This window comes from Nocardioides luteus, assembly GCF_014648595.1.
GTDB lineage: Bacteria > Actinomycetota > Actinomycetes > Propionibacteriales > Nocardioidaceae > Nocardioides > Nocardioides luteus.
Genome location: NZ_BMRK01000011.1, coordinates 110,978 through 137,542, shown reverse-complemented (window position 1 = coordinate 137,542; position 26,565 = coordinate 110,978). Strand labels below are relative to the sequence as shown.

The window sequence follows — 26,565 nt, the reverse complement described above, 5'->3', positions numbered from 1 at the left end:
GTCAGCTCACCACGATCAGGGCCAGGGCGACGAGGACCGTGCCACCGAGGACGGAGAGGGCATAGGAACGTACGTAGCCGGTCTGCGCCTTGCGGAGCTCACCGGCGATCGCCGCGAGGGCGATCGGGCCACCGCTCATCAGGCCGTCGACCGCGTACTTGTCGGTCGCGAGGGTGCCGCGGGTGAGCGCCATCCCGGGCGGCACCACGACGTCCTCGACGTGCGGGACGTGCAGGTAGGGCGTCGGCTCGGTCGTGACCGGGCGGCGGCCGAAGGCAAACGCGGCGGCCGCGACGCCGATCGCGACGACCAGCACCGCGAGGACGGAGGTCGCCCAGACCGGGAGCGGGCCGTGGTGCTCGCCGTGACCGATGGCGACCACCGGCTCGAGCCAGTGCTCGATCCAGCCGCCGAGCGCGAGGACACCACCGAGGACCGACAGCGCCGCGAGGACGACGAGCGGGCCGGTCATGATCTTCGGCGACTCGTGCGGGTGTACGCCCTCGAGCCACCGCTTGCGGCCGAAGAAGGCCAGCATCATCAGACGGGTCATGTAGAAGGCGGTCACACCGGCGGCCAGCAGGGCGATGAGACCGACCAGCCAACTCTCCGCGAAGGCCACCTCGAGGATCTTGTCCTTGGACCAGAAGCCGGCGAAGCCGGGGAACCCGATGATCGCCAGGTAGCCCATCGCGAAGGTGAGGAACGTGACCGGGAGCGCTCGGCTCAGGGCGCCGTAGTGCTTGAGGTTCACGTCGTCGTTCATGCCGTGCATCAGCGAGCCGGCGCCGAGGAACATGTTGGCCTTGAAGAAGCCGTGGGTCAGCAGGTGGAAGATCGCGAACACATAGCCCGGTCCGCCCAGGCCGGCGGCCAGCATCATGTAGCCGATCTGGCTCATCGTCGAGCCGGCCAGGACCTTCTTGATGTCGTCCTTCACGCAGCTCACCGCGGCACCCCAGATGATGGTGACCAGGGCGACGACCACCACGGCCGTCGAGGCCGCGTCGGCGGCGTCGAAGATCGCCGACGAGCGGACGATGAGGTAGACACCGGCGGTGACCATCGTCGCCGCGTGGATCAGCGCCGAGACGGGCGTCGGGCCCTCCATCGCGTCGAGCAGCCAGCCCTGCAGCGGGACCTGCGCGGACTTGCCGCAGGCACCGACCAGCAGCAGGATGCCGAGCCAGTTGAGCGTGGTCGTCGTGGTATCGCTGACGTCGATCGAGGAGAACGACGTCGACCCGAAGGTGACGAAGCTCAGCGCGATCGCCAGCGAGAGCCCCATGTCGCCGACCCGGTTCATCACGAACGCCTTCTTGGCGGCGGCGGCCGCGGACGGCTTGTACTGCCAGAAGCCGATCAGCAGGTAGGACGCCAGACCGACGCCCTCCCAGCCGAGGAACAGGCCGACGTAGTTCTCCGCCAGCACCAGCATCAGCATCGCGGCGAGGAACAGGTTGAGATAGCCGAAGAACCGGGTGCGGCGCTCGTCGTGGGCCATGTAGCCGACCGAGTAGACGTGGATCAGCGTGCCGACGCCGGTGATGAGCAGCAGGAACAGGCTGGAGAGCTGGTCGTAGAGCAGGTCGAAGCCCACCGACAGACCGTCACCTCGAGAACTGGCCGTGTCGAACCAGGTGTAGAGGTGCTGGACGACCTGCCTGCTCTCCTCGTCACGCCCGAGGGCGGCGAAGAAGAGGACCAGCGAGAGCACGAAGGACGCGCCCGCGAGCGCGACCGCGAGCCAGTGGCCGATCCGGTCGAACAGCGCCGGCGCCAGCGGGCGCCCGACCAGGATCAGGGCGGCACCGGCCAGCGGCAGCGCGATGACCAGCCAGAGCAGCGAGAAGACCCCGTCCGCCTCGATGGGGTTGACGAGTGCAGCAGTTACCACTTGAGCATCCTTGGCTCGTCGACCGAAGCCGTGTTTCTGGTGCGGAAGATGGTCATGATGATCGCCAGCCCGACGACCACCTCAGCGGCCGCGACGACCATCACGAAGAACGCGGTCACCTGACCGTCGAGGTTGCCGTGCATCCGGCTGAACGCCACCAGGGCCAGGTTGGCCGCGTTGAGCATCAGCTCGACGCACATGAAGACGACGATCGCGTTGCGCCTGGTCAGCACGCCGATGGTGCCGATCGTGAAGAGGATGGCGGACAGGATGACGTACGCCGTGGTGCTGTCGGTCATGCGTCGTCTCCTTCTACGTCGTTCGAGCCGTTCGAGACTCCGCCGGCGAGGATCGCGGGGACCGACTTCTTGCTCTGCGAGCCGTCCGGCAGCAGGGCCGGGGTGTCGTTGCTGTTGTGTCTGGCGAAGGTGCCCGGTGGGGGCAGCGGGCCGAGGTGCTTGCCGCTCGCCGCGTAGTCGGCGACCCGCTTCTGCGCCAGACCGGTCTGGGTCTGCTTCGGGTCGATCCGCTCGCGGTGGGCGAGCACCATCGCGCCGATCGCCGCGGTGATCAGCAGGGCGCTGGTCGCCTCGAAGGCGATCACGTAGCGGGAGAACAGCAGGTCGGCCAGACGTTGTACGTTGCCGCCCTCGTTGGCGCTGGACAGCCCGCGCATCGTGGCGATGCTCGCCTGGCCGACGCCCGCGATCAGGATCGCACCGAGCCCGACGCCGAGGACGCCCGCGAGCACCTTCTGCCCGGCGATCGTCTCCTTCAGCGTGTCGGAGGTGTCGACGCCGACCAGCATGATCACGAACAGGAACAGCATCAGGATCGCGCCGGTGTAGACGACGATCTGCACCGCGAACAGGAACGGTGCCTCCAGCGTCGCGTAGACCATCGCGAGACAGACCATGACCACCGCCAGCGACAGCGCGGCGTGCACGGGCTTGCGCGCGAACAGCAGCCCCAGCGCGGCGATCACCATGATCGTCGCGAGGATGACGAAGCTCATCGGGCGCGCTCCTTGGGCTCGGGCGCGTAGTAGGAGGACTCGTCGTTGCCGAGGAACATCGGGTGCGGAGGAGCCTCCATCCCCTCCTCGAGCGGCGCGAGCAGGTCCTGCTTCTCGTAGATCAGGCTCTCGCGGGAGGTGTCGGCGAGCTCGTACTCGTTGGTCATCGTCAGCGCGCGCGTCGGGCAGGCCTCGATGCACAGGCCGCACAGGATGCAGCGCAGATAGTTGATCTGGTAGACGCGGCCGTAGCGCTCACCGGGCGAGTAGCGCTCCTCCTCGGTGTTGGAGGCGCCCTCCACGTAGATGGCGTCGGCGGGACAGGCCCACGCGCACAGCTCGCACCCGACGCACTTCTCCAGGCCGTCGGCGTGACGGTTGAGCTGGTGGCGACCGTGGAAGCGCTCCTCGGTCGGTTCCTTCTGCTGCGGGTACTGCTCGGTGACCGGCTTCTTGAACTGCGTCCCGAACGTCACCGCGAACCCGCTCACCGGGTCCCAGAAACGCTCCTTGAACGTGCGGTCGTCCTTGCTCACTTTGCCTCCTCAGGCAGTGCGTCCTCGGACAGCTCGTCCTCGGGCGAGGAGATGATGCGTACGCCGCTGCTGCCCGGCTGCACGGCGTCGGGTCCGAACACCAACGGCTGAGCGGCACCTCGCACGGCGCCGCCCTGCGGCAGCGCCGGGGTCGGGTAGCCGCCGGTCGGCTTGGTGACCTGGGGGGCCTTCTCCGGCATCCGGTTGAGGAAGCCGAGCACGACCACCGCGGTGACGACCAGGCCGAAGCCGAAGAGGATCCAGCTCGGGCTGAAGTCGCCCTGGATGGCAGCCATCTTGATGATCGCGACCACGACGATCCAGGCCAGGCTGGCGGGCAGCAGGATCTTCCAGCCGAGCGCCATGAACTGGTCGTAGCGCAGCCGCGGCAGCGTGCCGCGCAGCCAGATGAAGATCCAGATGAAGAAGAACATCTTCAGGAAGAACCACAGCACCGGCCAGTAGCCCTCGTTGGCGCCGGCCCACAGGGTGCCGATGCCGAGCGGGGCCCGCCAGCCGCCCAGGAACAGCGTCGTGGCGAGCGCGCTGACGGTGGCCATGTTGATGTATTCGGCCAGGAAGAAGAGGGCGAACTTCAGGCTGGAGTACTCGGTGTGGAAACCACCGACCAGCTCGCCCTCGGCTTCCGGCAGGTCGAACGGCGCGCGGTTGGTCTCGCCGACCATCGCGATGCAGTAGATCAGGAACGACGGCAGCAGCAGGGCGCCGAACCACCAGTCGTGCTGAGCCGCGACGATCTCGCTCGTGGACAGGCTCCCCGCCATCAGGAAGACGGTCACCAGCGCCAGCCCCATCGAGACCTCGTAGGAGATCATCTGCGCGCTGCTGCGCAGGCCGCCGAGCAGCGAGTAGGTCGAGCCGGACGCCCAGCCACCGAGCACGATGCCGTAGATGCCGATGCTGGCGATCGCCATCACGAACAGCACCGCGACCGGCATGTCGGTCAGCTGCAGCGGGGTGCGCTCGCCGAAGAAGTCGACCTCCGGCCCGAACGGGATTACCGAGAACGTCACGAACGCCGGCACACAGGCCAGGATCGGCGCGGTGACGAAGACGATCTTGTCGGCCTTCTGCGGGGTCAGATCTTCCTTGAGCGCCAGCTTCACGCCGTCGGCGAGGCTCTGCAGCAGTCCGAACGGACCGTGCCGGTTGGGCCCGATGCGGTGCTGCATCCGGGCCACGACCTTGCGCTCCCACCAGATGTTGAACAGCGTCAGCACGACGCAGACCACGAAGACCAGCAGGACCTTGATCGCGATGATCCACCAGGGGTCCTGGCCGAACTGCTCCAGCCCGTTCACTGCACTGCTCCCTCGACGGTGACCGTCGAGCCCGGGGAGGCGAGATCCGCCCAGACACCGCGCCCGAAGCTGTTGGTCGGCACCCACACGGTGCCCTCGGCCATCTCGGCCGGCAGCGCCGGAAGCGTCCAGCTCCCCCGGTCTCCGGTGATCGTCACGACGTCACCGAGCTCCGCGTGGAGCGCTGCCGGGAGGCGTACGACTGCCGCCCGGGCGGTCGCCGCCAGCGCCTTGTCGCCGCGCTGGAGGGTGCCGTTGTCGAGCATCAGGTGCCAGGTCGCCAGGTGAAGCCCCGCCGAATCCTCAGTTGTGGCGGCCGAGAAGGTGGTTGTGGGCGACGATTCGACAGTTTCGTCCGCCACTCCTGCAGTCTCGGTCTCCAGAAGAGCGATCTCGGCGGTGATGTGGGCCAGGACCTCGGCGTCGGAGTACGTGGCGGGCTTCTCGAAGACCTTCTGGAACGGGCGGCGGCGCCCCTCCCAGGTGACGAAGGTGCCCGCCTTCTCCGAGGCCGCGGCGACGGGGAGCACCACGTCGGCGCGCTCGGTCACGGCGGTGACCCGCTGCTCGAGGCTGACCACGAATCCGGCTTCGTCGAGCGCCGCGAGGAACGCGGCCGGATCGGCGGTGTCGTCGGGGTCGACGCCGGCGACGAGCAGCGCGTCGAGCCCGCCCTGCCGGACCATCGCCTCGGCGTCGAGGCCGCCCTCACCGGGCAGCAGGTCCGCCTCGACGGCGCCCCGGTCACCGGCGCGGCGCGGCACCCAGGCGAGCTTGGCGCCGCTGCGATCGGCGAGCTCAGCTGCCGCGGTGTAGCCGCCGGGGCTGGTCGCCAGCCGCTCGCCGACGAGGATCACCGAAGCCTCGGTGACCCCGCTGACCTGCGACAACGCGTCCTTCTCGGCACCGGGAGCGGTCAGCACGACCTCGGCGCCGAGCTTGCGCGAGCCCTCTGACGCGTACGCACTCAGGGCGGTGATCCGCAACCCGGCTCGGTTGGCCTTGCGCAGGCGCAGGAACAGGGTGCCGGCCTCGTCCTCCGGCTCGAGCCCGACGAGGACCACGTGGTCGGCGGCGTCGAGGTCGGCGTAGGTGACGCTGGTGCCGGCGACGCGGGACCGCAGGAAGCCGGTCTCCTCCGCGGAGAGGGGGCGCGAGCGGAAGTCGACGTGCGGGGTGCGCAGCGTCTCACGGGCGAAGGTCGCGTAGGCCTTCGCGTCCTCCAGCGTCAGCCGGCCACCGGGCAGCACGCCGACCGAGCCGGCGGCGGCCAGCCCCTGGGCGGCGACGGCGACGGCCTCGAGCCAGGACGCCGGACGGAGCTCGCCGTCCTCACGGATCATCGGCGAGGTGAGCCGGTCGCGGACCGCGTAGCGGAAGCCGAAGCGGTCCTTGTCGGAGATCCACTCCTCGTTGACCTCGGGGTCGTTGCCGGCCAGCCGGCGCATCACCTTGCCGCGGCGGTGGTCGACGCGGATCGCTGCGCCGCAGGCGTCGTGCTCGGCGACGCTCGGGGTCGAGACCAGGTCGAAGGGACGCGCGCGGAACCGGTAGTCGTCGGAGGTGAGCGCGCCGACCGGGCAGATCTGGATGACGTTGCCGGAGAAGTAGGACGAGAACGGCTTGTCCTCGGCGATGCCGATCTGCTGCTGGGCGCCGCGCTGGATCAGCGCGATGCCGGGGTCGCCCGGGATCTCGGCGGCGAACCGGGTGCAGCGCTGGCAGACGATGCACCGCTCTCGGTCGAGCAGCACGTTGGGCGAAAGGTTGATCGGCTTGGGGAACGTACGCTTCACGCCGTCGAACCGGGTCTCGCCCTGTCCGTGGGACATGGCCTGGTTCTGCAGCGGGCACTCGCCGCCCTTGTCGCAGACCGGGCAGTCCAGCGGGTGGTTGACCAGGAGGAACTCCATGATCCCCTGCTGCGCCTTCACCGCGGTGCGGTTCTGCGTCTCGACGACCATGCCCTCGGCGACCGGGATCGTGCACGAGGCCTGCGGCTTCGGGAAGCCGCGGCCGTTGCCGGCGTCGGGGATGTCGACCAGGCACTGCCGGCAGGCGCCGACCGGCTCGAGCAGCGGGTGGTCGCAGAAGCGCGGGATCTCGATCCCGGCCTGCTCGGCGGCCCGGATGACGAGGGTCCCCTCGGGGACCGTGACGTCGGCGCCGTCGATCTTGAGCGTCACGTCAGTCATGAGCGACTGCCTCCTCAGGGGTGGTCTCGACAGGCTCGACCACCGGGTCCGCCCAGGCGGTCGACTTCCTGGCGTCGAAGGGACAGCCACCGTGCTCGAGGTGAGCCAGGTATTCGTCCCGGAAATACTTGATCGAGCTCGTGATCGGGCTGGTCGCACCGTCACCCAGCGCGCAGAACGAGCGGCCGAGGATGTTGTCGCACTGGTCGAGCAGCAGGTCGAGGTCGCCGGGCTCGCCGTCGCCCTTCTCCAGCCGCTCCAGCACCTGCACCAGCCACCACGTGCCCTCGCGGCACGGCGTGCACTTCCCGCACGACTCGTGCTTGTAGAACTCCGTCCACCGCAGCACCGCGCGCACCACGCACACCGAGTCGTCGAAGATCTGCAGCGCGCGGGTGCCGAGCATCGAGCCGGCCGCCTGCACCCCCTCGAAGTCGAGGGGCACGTCGAGGTGCTCGTCGGTGAACAGCGGGGTCGAGGAGCCACCCGGGGTCCAGAACTTCAGCTCGTGGCCCTCTCGTACGCCGCCGGCCAGATCGATCAGCTCGCGCAGCGTGATGCCGAGCGGGGCCTCGTACTGGCCGGGCTTCTTGACGTGGCCGGAGAGCGAGAAGATGCCGAAACCGGCCGACTTCTCGGTGCCCATGCCGGCGAACCAGTCGGCGCCGTTCTTCACGATCGCGGGCACCGAGGCGATCGACTCGGCGTTGTTGATCACGGTCGGGCTGGCGTAGAGACCGGCGACGGCCGGGAACGGCGGGCGCAGCCTGGGCTGGCCGCGGCGGCCCTCGAGCGAGTCGAGCAGCGCGGTCTCCTCGCCGCAGATGTAGGCACCGGCACCGGCGTGGACGACCAGCTCGAGGTCGTAGCCGGAGCCGTGGATGTCCGTGCCGAGGTGGCCGGCCTCGTAGGCCTCACGGACGGCGGCGCGCAGCCGCCGGATCACGTGCAGCACCTCGCCGCGTACGTAGATGAAGGCACGCTCCGCGCGGATGGCGTAGGAGGAGATGATCACGCCCTCGACCAGGGTGTGGGGCGAGGCCATCATCAGCGGGATGTCCTTGCAGGTGCCGGGCTCGGACTCGTCGGCGTTGACGACGAGGTAGCGCGGCTTGGGGTTCTCCGGGTCGGGCGGCGGCAGGAAGCCCCACTTCACGCCTGTCGGGAAGCCTGCGCCTCCGCGGCCGCGGAGGCCGGAGTCCTTGACCGTGGTCTGGACCTCCTCGGGGCTCATCCCGAGCGCCACGTCGAGCGCGTCGTAGCCGCCCTGCTCGGCGTAGGCCGACAGCGTCCAGGCCCGGTCGTCGGCCCAGTTGGCGGTCAGGACCGGGGTCAGGGTGTCAGTCATCGGAGGCCTCCTCGGCGATCGTCTCCGACTCGGCGCGGCTGGTGTCCGCCTCCTCGACGGCTTCCGGCATCTGCTGCGGCACCTCGACGGAGCCGCGGGTGTCGCCCGGCGCGGCCCAGCCGCGCTCACGGGCGAGCTCGAGCCCGACGACCGAGGCCGGCCCGGCCGCGGAACCCTCGTCGACCAGCCCGTCCTCGAAGCCGGCGAGCACCCGCTCGGCCTCGCGCCAGCTGGTGATCTTGGCACCGCGGGAGGCCACGACCTCGCGGCCCTCGCGCAGGTCGTCGACGAGCTGGGAGGCCGACTCGGGGGTCTGGTTGTCGAAGAACTCCCAGTTGACCATCACCACCGGCGCGTAGTCGCAGGCCGCGTTGCACTCGATGTGCTCGAGGGTGATCTTGCCGTCGGCGGTGGTCTCGTCGTTGCCGACCTCGAGCTTCTCGCGCAGGCAGGCGAAGATCTCGTCACCGCCCATCACCGCGCAGAGCGTGTTGGTGCAGACACCGACGTGGTGGGTGCCGACGGGATGACGCTTGTACATCGTGTAGAAGGTCGCCACGCCGCTCACCTCGGCCGCGGTCAGGCCCAGCACCGAGGCGCACGCCTCGATGCCCTCGGGCGTGACGCGTCCCTCCACCGACTGCACCAGATGGAGCATCGGCAGCAGGCCCGATCGGGCCTGCGGGTAGCGGCCCGCGATCTCGCGCAGCTCGTCGTAGGTCTCCGGAGCAAGGCTCATCGGTCGACGCCTCCCATCACCGGGTCGATGGACGCGATCGCCACGATCACGTCGGCCACCATGCCGCCCTCGGACATCACGCTGGTGGCTTGCAGGTTGGTGAACGACGGGTCCCGGAAGTGGACCCGGAAGGGCTTGGTGCCGCCGTCGCTGACCACGTGGGCGCCGAGCTCGCCGCGCGGCGACTCGATCGCTGCGTACGCCTGGCCGGCCGGCACCCGGAAGCCCTCGGTCACCAGCTTGAAGTGGTGGATCAGGGCCTCCATCGACTCCCCCATGATGTGGCGGATGTGGTCGAGGGAGTTGCCCTGGCCGTCAGGGCCGACCGAGAGCTGCGAGGGCCAGGCGATCTTCTTGTCGGCGACCATGACGGGCGCGCCGTCGAGGTCCTCGAGCCGCTTGAGCGCCTGCTCCATGATCCGCAGCGACTCCCACATTTCGGCCAGCCGGATCCGGAAGCGACCGTAGGAGTCGCTGGTGTCCCAGGTGATGACCTCGAAGTCGTAGTCCTCGTAGCCGCAGTAGGGCTGGGTCTTGCGCAGGTCCCACGGGTAGCCGGTGCTGCGCAGGATCGGGCCGGTCAGGCCGAGCGCGAGACAGCCCTCGAGGTCGAGGTAGCCGACCTGCTCGAGGCGGCCCTTGAAGATCGGGTTGGCGTTGCACAGCGCGGCGTACTCGGTCAGCCGGGTCTTCATCAGCTCGATGAACTCGGTGACCCGCTCGACGGTGCCCTCGGGTACGTCCTGGGCGACCCCGCCGGGGCGGATGTAGGCGTGGTTCATGCGCAGGCCGGTGATGAACTCGAACAGGTCCAGGCAGAGCTCGCGCTCGCGGAACCCGATCGTCATCACGGTCAGCGCACCCAGCTCCATGCCACCGGTCGCGATCGCCACAAGGTGGGAGGAGATCCGGTTGAGCTCCATCAGCAGGACCCGGATGACGTCGGCCTTCTCCGGCACCTCGGCGCCGATGCCGAGCAGCTTCTCCACGCCGAGGACGTAGGCCGTCTCGTTGAAGATCGGCGAGAGGTAGTCCATCCGGGTGACGAAGGTCGTGCCCTGGGTCCAGGAGCGGAACTCGAGGTTCTTCTCGATGCCGGTGTGGAGGTAGCCGATGCCGGCGCGGGCCTCGGTGACGGTCTCGCCCTCGAGCTCGAGGATGAGCCGGAGCACGCCGTGGGTCGAGGGGTGCTGCGGCCCCATGTTGACGACGATCCGCTCGTCCTTGACGTCTTTGAGGGCGTCGGTCAGCTCGTCCCAGTCCTGGCCGGTGACGGTGAAGGTGCGGCCCTCGTCGGCCTCGGTGGTCGTCATTTGTAGCTCCTGCGAGTGTCCGGCGGCGGGATCGTGGCGCCGTGGTATTCCACCGGGATCCCCCCGAGCGGGTAGTCCTTGCGCTGGGGGTGTCCGGGCCAGTCGTCGGGCATCAGGATCCGGGTCAGCCCCGGGTGTCCGTCGAAGACGATCCCGAACATGTCGTAGGTCTCGCGCTCGTGCCAGTCGAGCGTCGGATAGACCGACACCCCGCTCGGCACGTGCGGGTCGGCGTCGGGCGCGGCGGTCTCGATCCGCACCCGGCGGTTGAAGGTCATCGAGAGCAGGTGGTAGACCGCGTGCAGCTCGTTGCCCTGGTCGGCCGGGTAGTGCACCCCGGAGACCCCGGAGCAGAGCTCGAAGCGCAGCTCGTCGCGGAGCACCTGCAGGACCTCGAGCAGCTGCTCGCGGCGTACGTGGAAGGTCAGCTCACCGCGGTGGATGACGGCCTCGGCTCCGGCGAAGGAGAGCGCGTCGGCGATCTCCTTGAACCAGCCGCCGTAGGGCTGGACGCCGACGTCGCTGGTGCGGCTCGGCATCGCGTGCTGGCGGGTGAGACCGCCGTAGCCGCTGGTGTCGCCGGTGTCCTGCACGCCGAACATGCCACCGCCCGGCTTCTCGGTCGGATCAGCGTTATCGCTCAACGCAGCAGTCCCGTCTGGTCGATCAGCGGCAGCTGGCGCAGCGCCGCGGTCTCCTCGGCGACCTCCTCGCGCTCGGCGTTGACGCCCAGCGAGCCGCCCTGGATCTTGTCGTGGAGCTTGAGGATCGCGTCGATGAGCATCTCCGGACGCGGCGGGCAGCCGGGGAGATACATGTCGACGGGCACGATGTGGTCGACGCCCTGGACGATCGCGTAGTTGTTGAACATGCCGCCGCTGCTGGCGCAGACGCCCATCGCGAGCACCCACTTCGGCTCCGGCATCTGGTCGTAGATCTGGCGCAGGACCGGCGCCATCTTCTGGCTCACCCGACCGGCCACGATCATCAGGTCGGCCTGGCGCGGGGAGGCCCGGAAGACCTCCATGCCGTAGCGCGCGAGGTCGTACTTCGGCCCACCCGACGTCATCATCTCGATGGCACAGCAGGCCAGTCCGAACGTCGCCGGCCACAGGCTCGCCTTGCGGAAGTAGCCCGCCAGGCCCTCGACTGTCGTGAGCAGAACCCCGCTCGGAAGCTTCTCTTCTATACCCACGACTGTCCTCGCTTCGCTGCGGGCAGCCGCGGGGCCCGGGGAGAGCTGCCCTGGATTGTTCGCTCGCTTCGCTTGTTCACGGTCAGTCCCAGTCCAATCCACCGCGGCGCCACACGTAGGCGTACGCCACGAACACGGTCAGCAGGAAGAGGCCCATCTCCGCGAGACCGAACCACCCCATCGCGTCGAACCTGACGGCCCACGGGTAGAGGAAGATGATCTCGATGTCGAAGATGATGAAGAGCATCGCGGTGATGTAGTACTTCACCGGGAAGCGACCGCCCAGCGCCTGTGGCGTGGCCTCGATCCCACACTCGTAGGGATCCGCCTTCGCCCGGTTGGCGCGGCTCGGTCCCACGACCGAGCTCATGACCACCGAACCGACCGCGAAGAGCGTCGCCAGTCCCGCCAACGCGAGCACCGGCACGTAGAGCTCCATCTCGCCTCCTACCCTGAGCGGCCCACCCCTTCTTGAGACTTTGTGAATGTAATCACAATGTGGGCCAACTCACATCCTGCCACTCCTGCGGCGGATTGCAAGTGGGTTGGTGAAATGGCGTGTGGCGCGTTCCGGTCATCGCCGGAGAGTGCGTCCGCATCCGGGCGCAAACGATGGCAGAGGTACGTCATGAGGCGCGTGCGAGCGCTCTCATGACGTATGCCGGACGTCCGCCACCGACCGCTCAGCCAGCGTCGGGACGGATCCAGCCCTCGGCCAGCCCGGCGCGCACGATGGCGTCGGTGGCCGCGCCGAGGGTCGTGGACGCGGCGACCACACCGGCCTCGCGCGCACGCACCCGAGACTCGGTGGCACCGGGCATGCCCCAGGTGCCGCCGCGGTTGAGCCAGTTGAGCAACATCGGCTCGAGCCGGTCCATCGCCTTGCAGAAGCGTGCCTCGGGTGTCTGGGCTGCCTCGAACTCGTCCCACAGCGCCCGGATCTCATCGGCCTGGTCCGAGGGCAGCATCGTGAACAGCCGGTCGGCGGCGGCCTCCTCGCGCTCGACCTGATCGACGACGGCGGCGGCGTCGAAGACCGGGCTGTCGCCGGCGTAGATCTCGACCATGTCGTGGATGATCACGAGCTTGATCGCGTGGCCGACGTCGATCGGCTCGTCGGCGTACTCGGCCAGCAGCAGCACCATCAGCGCCAGGTGCCAGGAGTGCTCGGCGTCGTTCTCGCGGCGGTCGGCCGCGGCGAGCGGGGAGGCGCGCAGGATCGTCTTGAGCTTGTCGGCCTCCGCGATGAACTCCAGCTGGGCGCGCAGGCGCCCACCGATCTCGTGCGGGAGCGGGTTGAGGCCGGCGATCAGGTCGTCACGCGAGTCGTCCATGGGACGACCTTCGCATGCGAGGCTCGGTCAGCGGCCGGGGAGGGCGGGCATGGCCCGCTTGGTGCGGCTGACGTAGGTCGAGCCCTCCGGACCGACGACCGCGTAGGAGTCACCGAGCCGCGAGTTGTACTCCAGGTGGGCGCGACCCCAGAACATCCCGATCCGGATGCCGCCGTACATGCCCGGCGCGGTGAACCAGGCCTCGTCGGGGCCGCCCTCCTCGGAGATGAGCCGGACGTCGAAGGTGCGCAGCTGATAGTCGCCCCGGAACTCCGCGGTCAGCTCGGCGAGCGTCTGGTTCACATGGAGGTTGACGCCCTCGAGGTTGTCGCCGAGGGGCGTGCCCGGGCGGAAGTAGGGGTCGAGCATGTCGAGCAGGTGGTCGTGACCGCGTCGCTGCGCGAGCTGGTAGGGCGTCTCGCCGTGGGCGGTCGGGAGCGACCGGACCCCACCCAGCGAGAGCAGCTCCTGCACGGTCTCGCGCGGCGCGCCGAGGTAGGCGGCGTGGTGGAGCGGGGTGAACATCGACTCGCCGCCGATCTTCCAGGTGTTGACACCGACCGTGTAGTCGTTGCGCACCTGCGAGAGCGCGCGGCGCCAGTCACCCTGCGCGGCCGCGTCGGTGAGCGAGTCCCTGGCCTTGACCGCTGCGGGGCCGTAGGCCTCGCGAGGCATCAAGATGCCGTCCCATGGCAACGTCGTGGTCATAGTTGAACTTTCGCAGAGATCAAGCGGTTGCGTGATGAAGTGCGACGATTCCACCCGAGAGATTCGTCCAGGTCGGCGATCGCCAACCCGCCGAGGTGAGCATGTCGGCGAGACCTGCCTGGTCAGGCCATGCCCGGATGGACTCAGCGAGATAGACGTACGCGTCCGGGGAGGAGGATACCGCCCGAGCGACCGGCGGCAGCGCCCTCATCAGGTATTCGACGTAGACCGTCCGGAACGGCTTCCAGGTCGGGTGCGAGAACTCGCAGACCACGATCCGGCCGCCGGGGCGGGTGACCCGGCGCAGCTCGCGCAGGCCGGCCGCGGGGTCGACGATGTTGCGCAGGCCGAACGAGATCGTCACCGCGTCGAAGGTGCCGTCGCGATAGGGCAGCCGGGTGCCGTCGCCGGCCGTGAACGGCAGGTGAGGCTTGGCCTCCTTGCCGACCTGGAGCATGCCGATCGAGAAGTCGGTCGGCACCACCTCGGCGCCGGCGTCGAGGAACGGCTGGGACGAGGTGCCGGTGCCGGCGGCGAGGTCGAGCACGAGCTCGCCCGGCTTCGGGGCGACGGCCTTGATGACCTCGCGGCGCCAGCGCCGGTCCTGGCCGAGCGAGAGCACGTCGTTGGTGAGGTCATAGCGCTTGGCCACGGCGTCGAACATCCGGCGCACCTCGCCGGGCTGCTTGTCCAGGTCTGCTCGGGTCACAGGCTGATTCTGTCTCAGGTCTGTATCAGGCTCGGTCTCGGGTCGCCGTCGGACCGAGGATCAGGCGAGCTTCTCGAAGATCTCGTCGGCGTACTTCGCCGCTTCCTTCTTCGACATCGCGGTCGCCTGGACGGTCAGGTCGTTGGAGGCGTGCGAGCAGGTCGCTTGGGTCTGACCGGTCTGCTGGTCGGAGCTGGAGTAGCAGATGTTGTCGCGGACCTTCGAGACCTCGCCACCGCCGTAGTAGGCGCTGCCGTCACCGGCGAAGGCGCGGATCAGCACGGACTTCTTCATGTCCTTGGTGATGTAGGTGCGCGAGGCCATCGAGAAGCCGAGCGCGTCGGAGACGTTGCGGTCCTCGGTCTTCGCGCCGATCGCGTTCTGCTTGATGAACTGGTCCAGCTGCTCCTCGGTCGCGCCCTGCTTCTTGATCGCGTCGAGGTCGTAGGAGGACTTCTCGTCGGCAGACTTCAGGCCACCCGACAGGGTCGCCGGCAGGGTGATCTTCACACCCGAGTGGGACTCGGAGTCGCCAACCCATCGCGGCAGGCCCACGCCCAGCACGACGAAGAGGGCCAGGGCGATGATGCCGAGGGTGATGCCGTTCTCTGCGATGAACGACTGCTCTTTGTTGGTACTCACGCCTGCGCACGCTACAACCCATCTGGTGATGCGTGGCAAACGGGGCGTGACGGCGCATACATCACATCGACTCGTCTCCGGCGACACCACGCCGATATCCTGGTCGGGTGAGTGAGTCGGAACAGCGGTCCCTGGTAGCCACGACAGTGGCGCTCGACGCCGACTCCGAGACTCTCGAGGACCTGCTCGCGCTGCTCCCCGCCCGCCGGCGGGTGCTCTCCTGGGTCCGCCACGGCGAGGGCCTGGTCGGCTGGGGCACCGCCGCCGAGATCCGGACGTCGGGCCCCGAGCGGTTCGCCCACGCGGCCAAGTGGTTCGAGGAGCTCGTCGCGGTCTCGACCGTCACCGACCCGGTGGGCGAGCCCGGCACCGGCCTGGTCGGCTTCGGCTCCTTCGCGTTCGCGGACCTGCCGGGCTTCTCGGTGCTCAAGGTTCCCTCGGTCGTCGTCGGCAAGCGCGGCGACGTCGCCTGGGTGACCACCGTCGGCCCCGCCGCGGCCCCGCCGCCCGCGCTGGCCCCGGCCCCGGAGCCGGAGGCCCCGCGCGACGTCGTCTTCGCCGATGCCTACGTCGACGGCGAGCACTGGATGCGGATCGTCGCCGACGCCGTCTCGCGGCTCCAGGACGGAGACCTCGACAAGGTCGTCCTCGCCCGCGACCTGCTGGCCGCTGCCAGCGCCCCGATCGACATCCGGTCCGTCCTGCGGCGGCTGGCCGCTGCGTACCCGACCTGCTGGACGTTCCACGTCGACGACCTCTTCGGCGCGACCCCCGAGCTGCTGGTTCGCCGCGAGCGCGGCCTGGTCACCTCCCGGGTGCTGGCCGGCACCATCTGGCCGACCGGCGAGGAAGACTTCGACCACGCCCTCGCCTCGTCGCTGGCCGAGTCCTCGAAGAACCTCGAGGAGCACGAGTACGCCGCCAGGTCGGTCGCCGACGCGCTGGAGCCGCACTGCTCCTCGATGAACGTGCCCGAGGCGCCGTTCGTGCTCAAGCTCCCCAACGTGATGCACCTGGCCACCGACATCACCGGCGTGGCCAGCGACGGGGTCAGCTCGCTCGACCTGGCCGCCGCGCTCCACCCCTCCGCCGCCGTCGGCGGCACCCCGCGCGAGGACGCCGTCGCGCTGATCGCCGAGATCGAGTCGATGGAGCGCGCCCGCTACGCCGGGCCGGTCGGCTGGATGGACGCCTCCGGCGACGGTGAGTGGGGCATCGCGCTGCGCAGCGCGGAGCTCATCGACGACCGCACCGCCCGCCTCTTCGCCGGCTGCGGCATCGTGGCCGGCTCCGACCCGGCGACCGAGCTGGCCGAGACACAGGCGAAGTTCGTCCCCATCCGCGACGCGCTGTCCTGACCGCGCGTCCACCCGTTGGCCCGAGGCCGCGCCGCTAGTCTCCGTCCATGGAGAACTCGGACGCTCTCATCCGCACGTCTCTTCGCGAGGGCGAGGAGAACGCCGACCGGCTGGCGCGCACCCAGCTGCTCATGGTGCCGGTCCTGATCGTCGCGATGCTCACCGTGCCGGCCTTCCGGATCGTCTACGACGATGGCGACGAGGGACAGAGCCATGGCTTCTGGTCGGCCATCGGCTGGCTGGCCGATCGCCCCGACGACGCTCCCGGCGCCTACCGCCTGCTCACCGTCGCGGCCGTGCTGGCGATCCTCTTCGCCGTCGCGGCCGCAGCCATCGGCCTCTACCTCGCCTACTCCCGGAGCAAGCATCCCGGCGCCGAGATCGGCTTCTCGATCGTGGCCGGTGCGCTGCCGAGCGTCGTCGGCGTGATCGGCGTGATCGCCCTCCCGGAGGACTCGGCCGTGCACATGGGTTGGGGCGTGCTCCTCCCCGCTTTCATCGGGCTGTGGCTCGCCAACATGGTCCGCTCCGAGGTCTAGATCCGGCGCGATAGATTCGGCGGCATGAGGATCACGAAGTTCGGCCATGCCTGTGTCCGGATCGAGCACGACGGAGCCGTGGTCGTCCTGGACCCGGGCGTCTTCACCCAGCCCGAGGCCCTCGACGGCGCGACGGCGGTGCTGATCACCCACGAGCACCCCGACCACTACCACCCGCCGCTGCTCGAGAACAACGACGCTCCGATCTACACGATCGGCTCGGTCGCGGCGCAGATCCAGAAGGGTGCGCCCGCGGTCCACGAGCGCACCACCGTCGTGAAGCCGGGCGACACGTTCGACGTGGGGCTCCCGGTCACCGCGATCAACGAGAAGCACGCCGTCATCCACCCCGAGCTGCCCCACATCGACAACTCGGGCTACCTGATCCAGGCCGGCGACACCAAGATCTTCCACCCGGGCGACGCGCTCGACGGCCCCGGCCAGCCCGTGGACGTACTCTTCCTGCCGGTCTCCGCGCCATGGGCGCGCTCGGCCGACCTGATCGACTTCGCCCGCGAGGTCGGCGCCTCGAAGACCCTCGCGATCCACGACCGGGTCTACTCCGAGGCCGGTTCGAAGACGTTCGACACCCAGGCGGGTGCGCTGATCCCGGCCGAGCGCGGCTACGTACGTCTCGCGGACGGGGCCGACCTCTGATGGCCCTCGTCGCAGTCCTCTACACCTACAACGACCTCCCCGAGGTGCGCGCCCAGCACCTCAGCGCTCACCGGGACTTCCTGGCGAGCCAGGACAACCTGGTGCTCTCCGGCCCCACCTCCGACGGCTCCGGCCTGCTCCTCTTCGAGGGCGAGGTCGCGGCGGTGGAGGCGGCCGTGAACGACGACCCGTTCCGCGCCGTCGGCCTGATCAAGGACCGTCGCGTCTTCGAGTGGACCCCGGTCCTCGGCTCCTGGATGAAGGACCTGAAACTCTGAGATCGCCGAGTCGGCGCAACTGCCTCAGAAAATGACGTCGAGTCGGCGCATCTGCCCCGGGGCGTGAGGCAGTTGCGCCGACTCGATGCGATTTCAGGCGCGCTTCTCAGCCGCGGGCAAGCGCCTGCAGGCGGTCGATCGCGCCGTTGAAGGTGTTCTGGTCCAGCGGCGACGAGGTGTACTGCCAGAAGGTGTAGAAGCTCCAGCCGGACGGCAGGGTGCCGGGCGTGCTGGCGTAGCGCGCGATCCACAGCGGGTGGGAGCTGGCGAACTGCGAGGTGTTGCCGGTGCAGGTCGTCCACCAGTCGGTGGTCGTGTAGATGACCGCGTCGCGGCCCGTGCGGGAGCGGTAGCGGTCGAGGAACGCGGCGATCCAGGAGCGCATCGAGGCCTGGGACAGGCCGTAGCAGGTGCCACCGTCGTAGGGGTTGTACTCGATGTCGAGCACGCCCGGCAGCGTCTTCCCGTCGGCCGACCAGCCGCCGCCGTTGTTGACGAAGTAGTCGGCCTGCGCGGCGCCGCCGGAGTCGGACGGGTTGGCGAAGTGATAGGCCCCGCGGATGAAGCCCTGGTTGTACGACCCGTTGTACTGCTGCGGGAAGTAGGTGCTGTTCTTGTAGTAGGTGCCCTCGGTCGCCTTGATGTAGGCGAACCGCTTGCCCTGGCCCCACCAGTAGGCCCAGTCGACGTTGCCCTGGTGGCCGGAGACGTCCATGCCGCTCACGGTCGCCTGCGCGGTGATCGGCTTGTCGTTGGGGGTGCCGCCCTCGGCGTGGGAACCGGGCGTCGACCAGCCGACGTACGCACCGTGCTCGAGGTCGACACCGTGCGACTTCGCCTTCTGGGTGAGGTGGCGGTCGTCCTTCTCGGCGGCGCCGGCGGACTGGGTGGGGGACAGTGACATGGCGAGGAGAAGACCGGCGGCTACGGCGGTCAGTCTCATGGATCTGCGGCGCGAAGGTCTCATGGGGCTAGGCCTTTCCCGAGGAGGAGCTGCTTCTACAGACTTTCACGGACAGAGTTGTCCGATCCCCACATGGTGCCGCAACCGGTATCCGGGCGGAATGGTTTTCGGTAATCAGATTACTCAACCAGATGGTTGACGAATGGCGCGAGCGCGGTCTACCGTCTTTATCAACCAAACGGTTGAGAACAATTCGGAAAGAGCAGCACATGAGCGAGGACAGACTCTCCAGGGTCTTTGCGGCACTGGCGGACCCGACCCGGCGCGACCTCGTCGCCCGGCTCGCCTCCGCGGACGCGACGGTCGGAGAGCTGGCGGCGCCCTACGACGTCAGTCTCCAAGCGGTGTCCAAGCACCTCAAGGTGCTCGAGGACGCCGGCCTGGTGAGCAGGGAGTCGCGCCGCGCGCCGGTGCGGCTCGAAGCGGAGGTGTTCGACCTCATGACCAAGTGGATCGACCGATACCAACAGCAGGCCGAGGAGCGTTACCAGCGCCTGGACGCGCTCCTCGCGGAGATGCAGGGCGACACCGCACCGACACGCGACACATCATCACGAGAAGAGGACGCATCATGACCACCACCAAGAACGAGACCACGATCGAGGCCTCCAAGGAGACCCCCACGATCACCATCGTCCGCGAGTTCGACGCTCCCCCGGAGCTCGTCTTCCGGGCGCATGCGGAGAAGGAGCTGTACGCCAAGTGGCTCGGCCCGCGCGACGTCGAGATGGACATCACCGAGTGGGACTTCCGCACCGGCGGGTCCTGGGCCTACTCGGCCGAGCGCGGTGGTGACGAGCTCACCCAGTTCTTCGGCAGCTTCCACGAGGTGCGGGAGAACGAGCGCATCGTGCAGACCTTCACCTGGCGCGGCGCACCCGACGGCGCCTCGCTGGAGTACCTCACCCTCGAGCCGCTCCCCGGCGGCCGCACCAGACTGACCGGCCTGAGCGTCGTGGAGTCGTTCGAGACCCAGGCCGCGATCATGGCCAGCGGCATGGACAAGGGCGTCATCCAGGGCTACGAGCAGCTCGACGAGGTGCTCGAGGAGCTCTCGTGAACCACGCCGACCTGACGATGGGCGAGCAGCACGCGTACGACGCGGCGCGCTTCGCCGAGCTCGTCGACTCCGCCGCCGCCGAAGACTGGGCCCGTCCAAGCCCGGTGGCGGCGTGGTCCGCGCTGGACGTCGTCACCCATCTGATCGAGTGGCCGCGGGCGTTCCTGCAGAGCTCGGCAGGCATGGACCTGCCGACGCTGGAGGTCGCGGCGGACCCGGCAGCGGCGTGGAAGCGCCACACCGCCGACATCCAGGCGCTCTTCGACGACCCCGCCGGACGGGCCGTCTCCAACCCGCACACGGGCGACCAGCCGGTCGACGTCGCGCTCTCGCAGATCTACACGCCCGACATCTGGATGCACTCCTGGGACCTCGCTCGTGCCCTCGGGCGCGACTTCGACCTGGGTGCCGAGCGCGCAGCCGCGACGCTCGCCGGCGCGACCGCCATGGAGAACGCGATGCGTTCCTCGGGGCAGTTCGGGCCCCGGGTCGAGGTGTCCTCCGACGCGTCGCCGCAGGAGCGGCTTCTCGGGTTCATCGGTCGGGATCCGTACTGGCGACCGTGACGGGTCAGCCGAGCGTCAGCCGCCCGACGCCGGCGGCGTACTGGGTGGCGTACGTCAGCTGCACCTGCTCCGGCCCGGGCGCGAGCAGGATGGTGGCGGCCTGCTGGAGATAGTCGCCTTCGACGTGGACGCTGATATGGCAGGCCCGCTCGGCAGGGATCTCGAACGAGACCGTGCCCCAGTAGACGACGTACTGCCGGCCGTCGATGCTCACGATCGGCGGCAGCTTGCCGGGATTGGTCGCCAGCATCACGTTTCCGCTGGTCAGATGGATCACCAGGATGCGCTTGGCGCCGGTGTAGTACTCCACATAGGGCACCACGCCTGGCCACTGCGGCGGCACCGGAGGTTGCGGTTGCTCGGTCACGGCCACACTGTGCCATGGCCGGGCGAGCCGGGGCGTCAGGAACGCGCCAGCGCCCGGATGGCCAGGTCGAGGGCACGTCGGCCGGTGCGGGAGACCGTGGCCTCGACGACCTCGATGCGGCCGTTGGGCGAGGCGAGGGCGGCCTCGAGCTCCGGCACCGACGAGACCGCGAGATGAGGGATGCGGTGGGCGGCGCAGAGCGCCTCCAAGGAGGTGCCGTGCGGGGTGCCGAAGAGCCGCTCGAAGCTGTCGGCGTAGTCGTCAGCACCCTGCTCCAGGGAGGCGAAGATCGAGCCGCCGTCGTCGTTGGCGACCACGATCGTGAGGTCAGGACGGACCTCCTCCGGGCCGAGCAGCAGCCCGCCGGCGTCGTGCAGGAAGGTGACGTCGCCCATCAGCGCGAGCGCGCGCGTCGAGGCCGGTCGGCCCACCGCAGCGCCGATCGCGGTGGAGACGATGCCGTCGATGCCGGCCAGGCCACGGTTGGCGATCACCTTCCGCCGCCCGCCGACGCGGTTGGGGCGCAGCATCAGGTCCAGGTCGCGTACGGGATTGGAGGGGCCGAGCATCAGCAGTCCGCCGTCGGGCAGCGCGCGGGCGACACAGGCTGCGACGTCGTACGCGGTCATCTCCTGCTCCTCGTGGAGCATCCGGTCGACCTCGCGGCTGACGGTGCGGTCGGCAGTGCGCCACTCCTCCAGCCAGGCCGGGTCTGGCTCGCCGTCGACGTGGAGGCGGTTGCGGATCGGCTGGTCGACGCGGAACGGGCGCGCGGGCCAGGCACCCTCGACCGGTGCGGCGATGATCTGGACGTCGTCGCGCGCGAGCAGGTTGGTGACGGGCCGGGAGAGGGTCGGGTGGCCGTAGACGACGACCCGCTCGATCCGGTCGGCGAGCGGTGACTCCAGGAGCAGGCGGTAGGAGCGCAGGGCGTTGTCGCCGGTGCGGGCGCCCGAGGACGGCTCGGCGAGCAGCGGCCAGCCGCCCTCCTGGGCGAGGATCCGCGACGGCGGGCCGGCGTCGTCACCGGCGACGACGACCGTGCGCGGCGCGTCGGCGCCGGTCGAGATCGACTCGTAGACCATCAGCTCGGGCCGCGGCGGCACCGGGCGGGCCTCGATCGGGGCGGGCTGCCACCGGTCGGGCGGGGTCAGCGGTACGTCGAGCTGGACGTTCCAGTGGACCGGGCCGCGCGCGGCGTCGAGCTCGTCGACCTGGTCCTTGGTCGGGGACGCATCGAGGTCGCGGGTCTCGATCAGCCGCCCGAAGACGCCGACCTGGTCGGTCACCTGGTTGGCCCCGGTCTCGCGCAGCCGGGCGGGGCGGTCGGCGGTGACGACCGCCAGCGGCACGCCGGCGTGGGCGGCCTCGAGCACGGACGGGTGCAGGTTGGCGACCGCGGTGCCGGAGGTGCACATCACCGCCGCGCGGGTGCCGACCTTGGTCAGGCCGAGGGCGTAGAAGCCGGCCGAGCGCTCGTCGATGCGGGTGTGCAGGCGCAGCAGGCCTGCACGCGCGGCGTCGAAGACCGCGAACGAGAGCGGCGCGTTGCGCGACCCCGGCGCGATCACGACGTCGGTCACCCGGGTCTCGATCAGCGCGGTCACCACCGCGCGGGCGAGCTCAGTGGCGGTGGGCATCGGGGCTCCCTTCGGGGGTGATGGTGGTCTGCCGGGCCGAGGCTGGGGCCGGGGCAAATTCCCGCCATGGCGGGAATGTGCGCCGCTCACCGGAGCGACTCGCGATAGGCCAGCACGTCCGCCAGACGCTCGCGCCAGAAGGCATCGCGTTCGGGCGTGGCGCGCAGTGCCGGCTCGGCGACGAGCCGGTCAGGGGCGGGCGAGGCCGGAAGCACCGGGAGCGCCCCACCCGTCGGGAGCAGCGAGACGGCGGCGGTGTCGCCGGTGAACATCGAGACCGTGCCGAGCCCGCAGGCGTACGGCAGCTCCGGCAGCGCCGCCGCGAGCGCGATCCCGGCAGCCATCCCGACCGAGCTCTCCAACGCCGAGGAGACCGCGCACGGCAGCCCGATGTCCTCGGCGATCTGCAGACAGGCGCGTACGCCGCCGAGCGGCTGCACCTTCAGCACCGCCACGTCGGCAGCCTCGAGGTCGCGTACGCGGTAGGGGTCCGTCGCGCGGCGGATGGACTCGTCGGCGGCGATCGGGACGTCGACCTTGCGGCGTACCTCGGCCAGCTCCTCGACCGTGGCACAGGGCTGCTCGACGTACTCCAGACCGCCGGCCGCACGGTCGAGGACGCCGATCGCGGCGAGCGCCTCGTCGACCGTCCAGAGCGCGTTGACGTCGATGCGCACCTTGCCGGCGGGACCGAGCGCGTCCCGGACCGCCTCGACGCGGGCGATGTCGTCGGCGAGGCTCTGGCCCGGGTCGGCGACCTTGACCTTGGCGGTCGCACACCCGGAGCGGTTCACGATCTCGTGAGCGCGCTCGGGCCCGACCGCGGGCACCGTGGCGTTGACGGGCACGGACACCCGCAGAGGCGTCGGCCAGTCCCCCGCCGCTGCCTCCTCCGCGCAGCGCAGCCACGGCTCGATCTCGGGGACGTCGTAGTCGAGGAAGGGCGACCACTCGCCCCAGCCGCCGGCGCCCTCGAAGACGAGGCCCTCGCGCACGGTGATGCCGCGGAACCGGTTGGTCAACGGCAGCGAGAAGACATGGAGGTCGGCGCTCATCGGGCATCCGTCCCGGAGCCGACGGCAAGCGCGAGCAGGGCCTGACGATCGGGCTTGCCGTTGCCGAGGAGCGGGATCTCGTCGAGCGCGACGACCTGCCGCGGCGCCCAGTAACGCGGGTGCTCGGCGGCGACCCAGTCCCGGGCCGCGGCGGCGTCGAGGTCGCCGACGACGAAGGCGACCAGTCGCTGGCCCCACTCCTCGTCGGGGGTGCCGAGCGCCTCCGCCGCCTTCACGGCAGGGTGCTCGCGGAGCCGCCTGGCGACCTGCGCCGCCGGCACCTTCACGCCGCCGGTGATCACCATGTCGTCGATCCGGCCGAGGATCCTGAGCCGGCCGTCCTCGTCGAGGGTGCCGGCGTCGGAGGTGAGGAACCAGCCGTTTACCAGTGCAGCCGCAGTCTGCTCCGGGTCGTCCTGATAGCCGTCGAAGAGCGTCGGCCCGCTGATCCGGACCCGGCCGTCGGCTCCGATCGCGATCCCGACACCGTCCAGCGGCATCGAGTCGTAGACACACCCGCCGCACGTCTCCGCCGAACCATAGGTCGCGACGACGTTCACCCCGGCCTCCTGCGCCCGTGTCCGCAGCGGCGGGTCGATCGGCCCGCCACCGAGCAGCAACGTGTGGAACTCCGCCAGCGCGGCGAGGTCGTCCCCGCCGGCCTCGAGGATCCGGTGGAGCTGGGTCGGCACCATCGAGACGAACCGCGACCCGGTCTTCATCGCCGCAGCAGCCTCCGCGAAGGACCCGTGGGCGCCGGCGATCACCGGCTCGTGACCGGCGATCAGCGAGCGGGCGATGACGTTGGCACCGGCGACGTACGAGTCGGGCAGCGTCAGCAGCCACTGCCCGCTGGCCCCGACACGTCGCGCCGACGCCGCCGCGGACGCCTGCACCGCACCGCGCGAGAGCATCACCCGCTTGGGTCTGCCCGTCGATCCGGAGGTCTCCACGACCCAGTGCTCCGGCCCGCCGCCGGCGAGCCACTCGCTCATCGCGGCGATGGTGCTCTGAGCCCGTACCACCGCGTCGTTCACGCCCCCAACGCTATCTGGTGCCAGGAGGGAGCCGGCGGTGGGTCGGCGGCGTCCGTGGGCTGTAACACGCTGTTCGTAGGACTACTCGCCCTATCAGATAGGGCGAGTAGTCCTACGAACGACGTGTTACACGTCGCGTACGAGCCGCTACTGACCGCGGATCTTGAAGTCGGCGACCAGCCCGTGGTGGTCGGAGGTCAGCGGGAAGGTGGCGTGGCGGGTGGGTACGAGCGTCGCCTTCGAGCCGAGCAGCCAGTCGATGTTGCCGCCGCCGTCGTGGGTGGCCCAACCCTGCGGCGGCGCGCCGAGCGCCTCGAAGGAGGAGGTCATCCCAGCCTTGCTCATCAGCGGCTTCGGGCCCCACGGGTCGCCGTTGCCGCCGTTGCGGGGGTAGGGCGAGTTGAGGTCGCCCGCGACGAGGACCGGGCCGTACTTCTGCAGCCCCTGCGCCAGTCCGGCGAGCTTCGCGAAGCCGCGCTGGGCCTCGTTCTTGCGAGCCTGCGGGCTCTTGGCCGGCGAGGTCATCGTGTGAGTCGAGATCACCGAGATACGCCCGGAGCCGTCGCTGCTCGCGAGGACCACCCAGGTGGCGTACCTGTTGTCGTTCTTCGCGCCGGTGACCGGCTTGGTGAGCTGGACGGTGCCCTTGTCGACGGCGACCCACCGGTCCGTACGCCACATGACGACGGGGCTGAGCGCCTGGCTGCGGCGGCCGTACTCGTCGGCCGAGGCGCGGTAGGTGCCGTAGCCCTTCACCGAGATGTCGGAGACCGTACGCGACTGGGCCTCGTTGAGGGAGACGAAGTCGGGTCCGTGCTTCATCACCCTGGCCAGGTCGGAGCGGTATCTGGCGCGCGACATCGACACCTTGATGTTGGCCTGCGCCAGGCGCACCTGCGGGCCGGAGACCCCGGCCGGCGAGGCGCCGATCTGGCCGACGCCCGGCAGGCCGGCGGCCTTCTTGGTCGCCTCCAGGGTCTTGCCGATGTTCTTCTTCAGCCAGACGGCCGGGTCGACCTGGTCCTGCAGGTAACCGCCACCGTGCGGGTGGACCTCGAAGTGGAGGTGGCAGCCGGTCGAGTTGCCCTCGCTGCCGACCTGCCCGATGACCTGACCGGCCTTCACGGTCTGGCCCTCCTTGACCGAGAGCGACTGCATGTGGCCGTACCAGGTCGTCAGGTTGCCGGGCGCCGTCTGCACCTTCACCAGCCAGCGGCCCGACCAGCCCCAGCCGCCACCGGACTCGAGCACGATGGTGCCGCCGTGGGCGGCCTGCACCGGGGTGCCGCAGGGCGAGGAGTAGTCGTTGCCGGTGTGCATGTTCGCCCAGTTGGAGCCGGAGTTTCCGTAGTTGCCGTTGTCGATCGCGAGCCCGGCCTGGATGGGACGTACGACGGTGGTGCTGATCCCGGCGAGGCCGATCGTGCACGACACGTCCGTCGCGGTGGCCTTCAGGTCGGCGGCGGAGACGCCGTCGGCGAGCGCGGCGACGAGCGCTCGGGCCTTGTCCTCGTGCTGTGCGTACGCCAGCGGGAACGCCGAGCGCTGCACCGCCTGCGCCGCGGCGGTGACCTGCATCTTGCGCCAGCCCGGGATGTCGAGGAGTCCGGTGTTGCCGGTGTGGCTGGCGACGCCGTAGAACGCCTGGGCGGACTTGACCGGGTTCATGATGTCGGCGACCGAGCCCCACCCGGAGACCGGCCGCTGCTGGAAGAGGCCGACCGAGTCGCGGTCGCCGTAGTCGAGGTTGTGGAGGGTGCTCTCCTGCATCGCGGTCGCGAGCGCGATCACCCAGCCGTAGGCGGGTACGCCGGCCTGCTTGCCGACCGCCACGATCGTGCGGGCGTTCTGGATCTGCTCCTTGTCGAAGCCGGCGAGGCTGCCTTCGGCGATCTCCCCGTCGGGTCCGAAGCCGGTGGCGATGGCGTTGGTGCCGTTGACGCAGCCGGACTCGGCCTGGTCCTGGTTGCTCTGCTCGGTGCTCGCCAGACCGCCCACGATGATCACGAAGGCACCGGCGACCACCAGGACGAACGTGGCTGCCGCAGCCACGATCCCCCAAATCAGGCGGGCCTTGAAGATCCACATCGG

Annotated in this window: 29 protein-coding genes; 7 read left to right on the top strand and 22 right to left on the bottom strand. The window is 69.8% G+C overall.

What is annotated here, in order from left to right; genetic code table 11:
* Position 1: 1 nt before the first annotated feature.
* From nuoL to IEY81_RS14940, 16 genes are all read right to left on the bottom strand, one after another.
* Complete coding sequence (gene nuoL, locus IEY81_RS15015; RefSeq protein WP_189119288.1) at positions 2-1,897, bottom strand: NADH-quinone oxidoreductase subunit L; 1,896 nt, start codon at positions 1,895-1,897, stop codon at positions 2-4.
* Positions 1,891-2,196, bottom strand: coding sequence for an NADH-quinone oxidoreductase subunit NuoK (gene nuoK, locus IEY81_RS15010; RefSeq protein ID WP_189119287.1), 306 nt, complete (start codon positions 2,194-2,196; stop codon positions 1,891-1,893). The genes nuoL and nuoK overlap by 7 nt, the downstream gene beginning before the upstream one ends.
* On the bottom strand, positions 2,193-2,912 hold the full coding sequence (locus tag IEY81_RS15005; RefSeq protein WP_189119286.1) for an NADH-quinone oxidoreductase subunit J: 720 nt from the start codon (positions 2,910-2,912) through the stop codon (positions 2,193-2,195). Before IEY81_RS15005 ends, nuoK begins: the two co-directional genes overlap by 4 nt.
* The gene (gene nuoI, locus IEY81_RS15000; protein ID WP_189119285.1) at positions 2,909-3,448 is read right to left on the bottom strand and encodes an NADH-quinone oxidoreductase subunit NuoI; all 540 of its coding nucleotides are present in this window, start codon (positions 3,446-3,448) and stop codon (positions 2,909-2,911) included. Before nuoI ends, IEY81_RS15005 begins: the two co-directional genes overlap by 4 nt.
* Positions 3,445-4,770 (bottom strand): NADH-quinone oxidoreductase subunit NuoH, encoded by a 1,326-nt coding sequence (gene nuoH, locus IEY81_RS14995; protein WP_189119284.1) that lies wholly within the window; start codon positions 4,768-4,770, stop codon positions 3,445-3,447. Before nuoH ends, nuoI begins: the two co-directional genes overlap by 4 nt.
* Positions 4,767-6,965 (bottom strand): NADH-quinone oxidoreductase subunit G, encoded by a 2,199-nt coding sequence (locus tag IEY81_RS14990; RefSeq protein WP_189119283.1) that lies wholly within the window; start codon positions 6,963-6,965, stop codon positions 4,767-4,769. The genes nuoH and IEY81_RS14990 overlap by 4 nt, the downstream gene beginning before the upstream one ends.
* Positions 6,958-8,313, bottom strand: coding sequence for an NADH-quinone oxidoreductase subunit NuoF (gene nuoF, locus IEY81_RS14985; protein WP_189119282.1), 1,356 nt, complete (start codon positions 8,311-8,313; stop codon positions 6,958-6,960). The genes IEY81_RS14990 and nuoF overlap by 8 nt, the downstream gene beginning before the upstream one ends.
* Positions 8,306-9,052, bottom strand: coding sequence for an NADH-quinone oxidoreductase subunit NuoE (gene nuoE / locus IEY81_RS14980; RefSeq protein ID WP_189119281.1), 747 nt, complete (start codon positions 9,050-9,052; stop codon positions 8,306-8,308). The genes nuoF and nuoE overlap by 8 nt, the downstream gene beginning before the upstream one ends.
* Positions 9,049-10,365, bottom strand: a complete 1,317-nt coding sequence (locus IEY81_RS14975; protein WP_189119280.1) for an NADH-quinone oxidoreductase subunit D — start codon at positions 10,363-10,365, stop codon at positions 9,049-9,051. The genes nuoE and IEY81_RS14975 overlap by 4 nt, the downstream gene beginning before the upstream one ends.
* Positions 10,362-10,967 (bottom strand): NADH-quinone oxidoreductase subunit C, encoded by a 606-nt coding sequence (locus IEY81_RS14970; protein WP_306341457.1) that lies wholly within the window; start codon positions 10,965-10,967, stop codon positions 10,362-10,364. The genes IEY81_RS14975 and IEY81_RS14970 overlap by 4 nt, the downstream gene beginning before the upstream one ends.
* 38 nt (positions 10,968-11,005) lie before the next feature.
* Positions 11,006-11,560, bottom strand: coding sequence for a NuoB/complex I 20 kDa subunit family protein (locus tag IEY81_RS14965; RefSeq protein WP_189119278.1), 555 nt, complete (start codon positions 11,558-11,560; stop codon positions 11,006-11,008).
* 82 nt (positions 11,561-11,642) lie between these two features.
* Entirely contained in the window at positions 11,643-11,999 is a 357-nt protein-coding gene (locus tag IEY81_RS14960; RefSeq protein WP_189119277.1) for an NADH-quinone oxidoreductase subunit A, read from the bottom strand.
* A 244-nt stretch (positions 12,000-12,243) separates the two neighbouring features.
* Positions 12,244-12,894, bottom strand: coding sequence for an HD domain-containing protein (locus IEY81_RS14955; RefSeq protein WP_189119276.1), 651 nt, complete (start codon positions 12,892-12,894; stop codon positions 12,244-12,246).
* A gap of 27 nt (positions 12,895-12,921) precedes the next feature.
* Positions 12,922-13,602, bottom strand: coding sequence for an ankyrin repeat domain-containing protein (locus IEY81_RS14950; RefSeq protein WP_189119275.1), 681 nt, complete (start codon positions 13,600-13,602; stop codon positions 12,922-12,924).
* A gap of 19 nt (positions 13,603-13,621) precedes the next feature.
* Complete coding sequence (locus tag IEY81_RS14945; RefSeq protein WP_189119274.1) at positions 13,622-14,311, bottom strand: demethylmenaquinone methyltransferase; 690 nt, start codon at positions 14,309-14,311, stop codon at positions 13,622-13,624.
* A 60-nt stretch (positions 14,312-14,371) separates the two neighbouring features.
* The gene (locus tag IEY81_RS14940; protein WP_189119273.1) at positions 14,372-14,953 is read right to left on the bottom strand and encodes a hypothetical protein; all 582 of its coding nucleotides are present in this window, start codon (positions 14,951-14,953) and stop codon (positions 14,372-14,374) included.
* Positions 14,954-15,060: 107 nt separating this feature from the next.
* Here IEY81_RS14940 and IEY81_RS14935 point away from each other — a divergent pair, with 107 nt between their 5' ends.
* Genes IEY81_RS14935 through IEY81_RS14920 form a run of 4 tightly spaced genes read left to right on the top strand, consistent with a single transcriptional unit; the run spans position 15,061 to position 17,785 of the window.
* On the top strand, positions 15,061-16,311 hold the full coding sequence (locus tag IEY81_RS14935) for an isochorismate synthase (protein ID WP_189119272.1): 1,251 nt from the start codon (positions 15,061-15,063) through the stop codon (positions 16,309-16,311).
* 47 nt (positions 16,312-16,358) lie between these two features.
* Entirely contained in the window at positions 16,359-16,850 is a 492-nt protein-coding gene (locus IEY81_RS14930; protein ID WP_189119271.1) for a hypothetical protein, read from the top strand.
* Positions 16,851-16,874: 24 nt separating this feature from the next.
* The gene (locus tag IEY81_RS14925) at positions 16,875-17,507 is read left to right on the top strand and encodes an MBL fold metallo-hydrolase (protein WP_189119270.1); all 633 of its coding nucleotides are present in this window, start codon (positions 16,875-16,877) and stop codon (positions 17,505-17,507) included.
* Positions 17,507-17,785 carry a YciI family protein gene (locus IEY81_RS14920; RefSeq protein WP_189119269.1) on the top strand — a complete coding sequence of 93 codons (279 nt, stop codon included), beginning with the start codon at positions 17,507-17,509 and terminating at the stop codon, positions 17,783-17,785. Before IEY81_RS14925 ends, IEY81_RS14920 begins: the two co-directional genes overlap by 1 nt.
* A gap of 106 nt (positions 17,786-17,891) precedes the next feature.
* On the opposite strand, the gene IEY81_RS14915 is transcribed toward IEY81_RS14920, so the two are convergent.
* Positions 17,892-18,689: a GH25 family lysozyme gene (locus IEY81_RS14915; RefSeq protein ID WP_229787888.1), complete on the bottom strand. Its 798-nt coding sequence runs from the start codon at positions 18,687-18,689 to the stop codon at positions 17,892-17,894.
* A gap of 269 nt (positions 18,690-18,958) precedes the next feature.
* Between IEY81_RS14915 and IEY81_RS14910 the strand changes: the two genes are divergently transcribed.
* The 3 genes from IEY81_RS14910 to IEY81_RS14900 are packed head-to-tail and all read left to right on the top strand — an operon-like array spanning position 18,959 to position 20,375.
* Complete coding sequence (locus IEY81_RS14910; protein WP_189119268.1) at positions 18,959-19,324, top strand: ArsR/SmtB family transcription factor; 366 nt, start codon at positions 18,959-18,961, stop codon at positions 19,322-19,324.
* Entirely contained in the window at positions 19,321-19,809 is a 489-nt protein-coding gene (locus IEY81_RS14905; protein ID WP_189119267.1) for an SRPBCC family protein, read from the top strand. The genes IEY81_RS14910 and IEY81_RS14905 overlap by 4 nt, the downstream gene beginning before the upstream one ends.
* Positions 19,806-20,375 (top strand): TIGR03086 family metal-binding protein, encoded by a 570-nt coding sequence (locus IEY81_RS14900; protein WP_229787887.1) that lies wholly within the window; start codon positions 19,806-19,808, stop codon positions 20,373-20,375. The genes IEY81_RS14905 and IEY81_RS14900 overlap by 4 nt, the downstream gene beginning before the upstream one ends.
* A gap of 4 nt (positions 20,376-20,379) precedes the next feature.
* Here IEY81_RS14900 and IEY81_RS14895 read toward each other — a convergent pair whose 3' ends face one another.
* The 5 genes from IEY81_RS14895 to IEY81_RS14875 all read right to left on the bottom strand — a co-directional run bounded on the left by IEY81_RS14895 (position 20,380) and on the right by IEY81_RS14875 (position 26,562).
* Positions 20,380-20,742, bottom strand: a complete 363-nt coding sequence (locus IEY81_RS14895; protein ID WP_229787886.1) for a hypothetical protein — start codon at positions 20,740-20,742, stop codon at positions 20,380-20,382.
* 35 nt (positions 20,743-20,777) lie between these two features.
* A complete protein-coding gene (gene menD, locus IEY81_RS14890) occupies positions 20,778-22,382 on the bottom strand; it encodes a 2-succinyl-5-enolpyruvyl-6-hydroxy-3-cyclohexene-1-carboxylic-acid synthase (protein WP_189119266.1) in 1,605 nt (534 codons plus the stop codon).
* 86 nt (positions 22,383-22,468) lie between these two features.
* Positions 22,469-23,437: an o-succinylbenzoate synthase gene (locus IEY81_RS14885; protein WP_189119265.1), complete on the bottom strand. Its 969-nt coding sequence runs from the start codon at positions 23,435-23,437 to the stop codon at positions 22,469-22,471.
* Complete coding sequence (locus IEY81_RS14880; protein ID WP_189119264.1) at positions 23,434-24,474, bottom strand: AMP-binding protein; 1,041 nt, start codon at positions 24,472-24,474, stop codon at positions 23,434-23,436. Before IEY81_RS14880 ends, IEY81_RS14885 begins: the two co-directional genes overlap by 4 nt.
* Positions 24,475-24,621: 147 nt before the next feature.
* Positions 24,622-26,562, bottom strand: coding sequence for a peptidoglycan DD-metalloendopeptidase family protein (locus IEY81_RS14875; RefSeq protein ID WP_189119263.1), 1,941 nt, complete (start codon positions 26,560-26,562; stop codon positions 24,622-24,624).
* Positions 26,563-26,565: the final 3 nt, after the last annotated feature.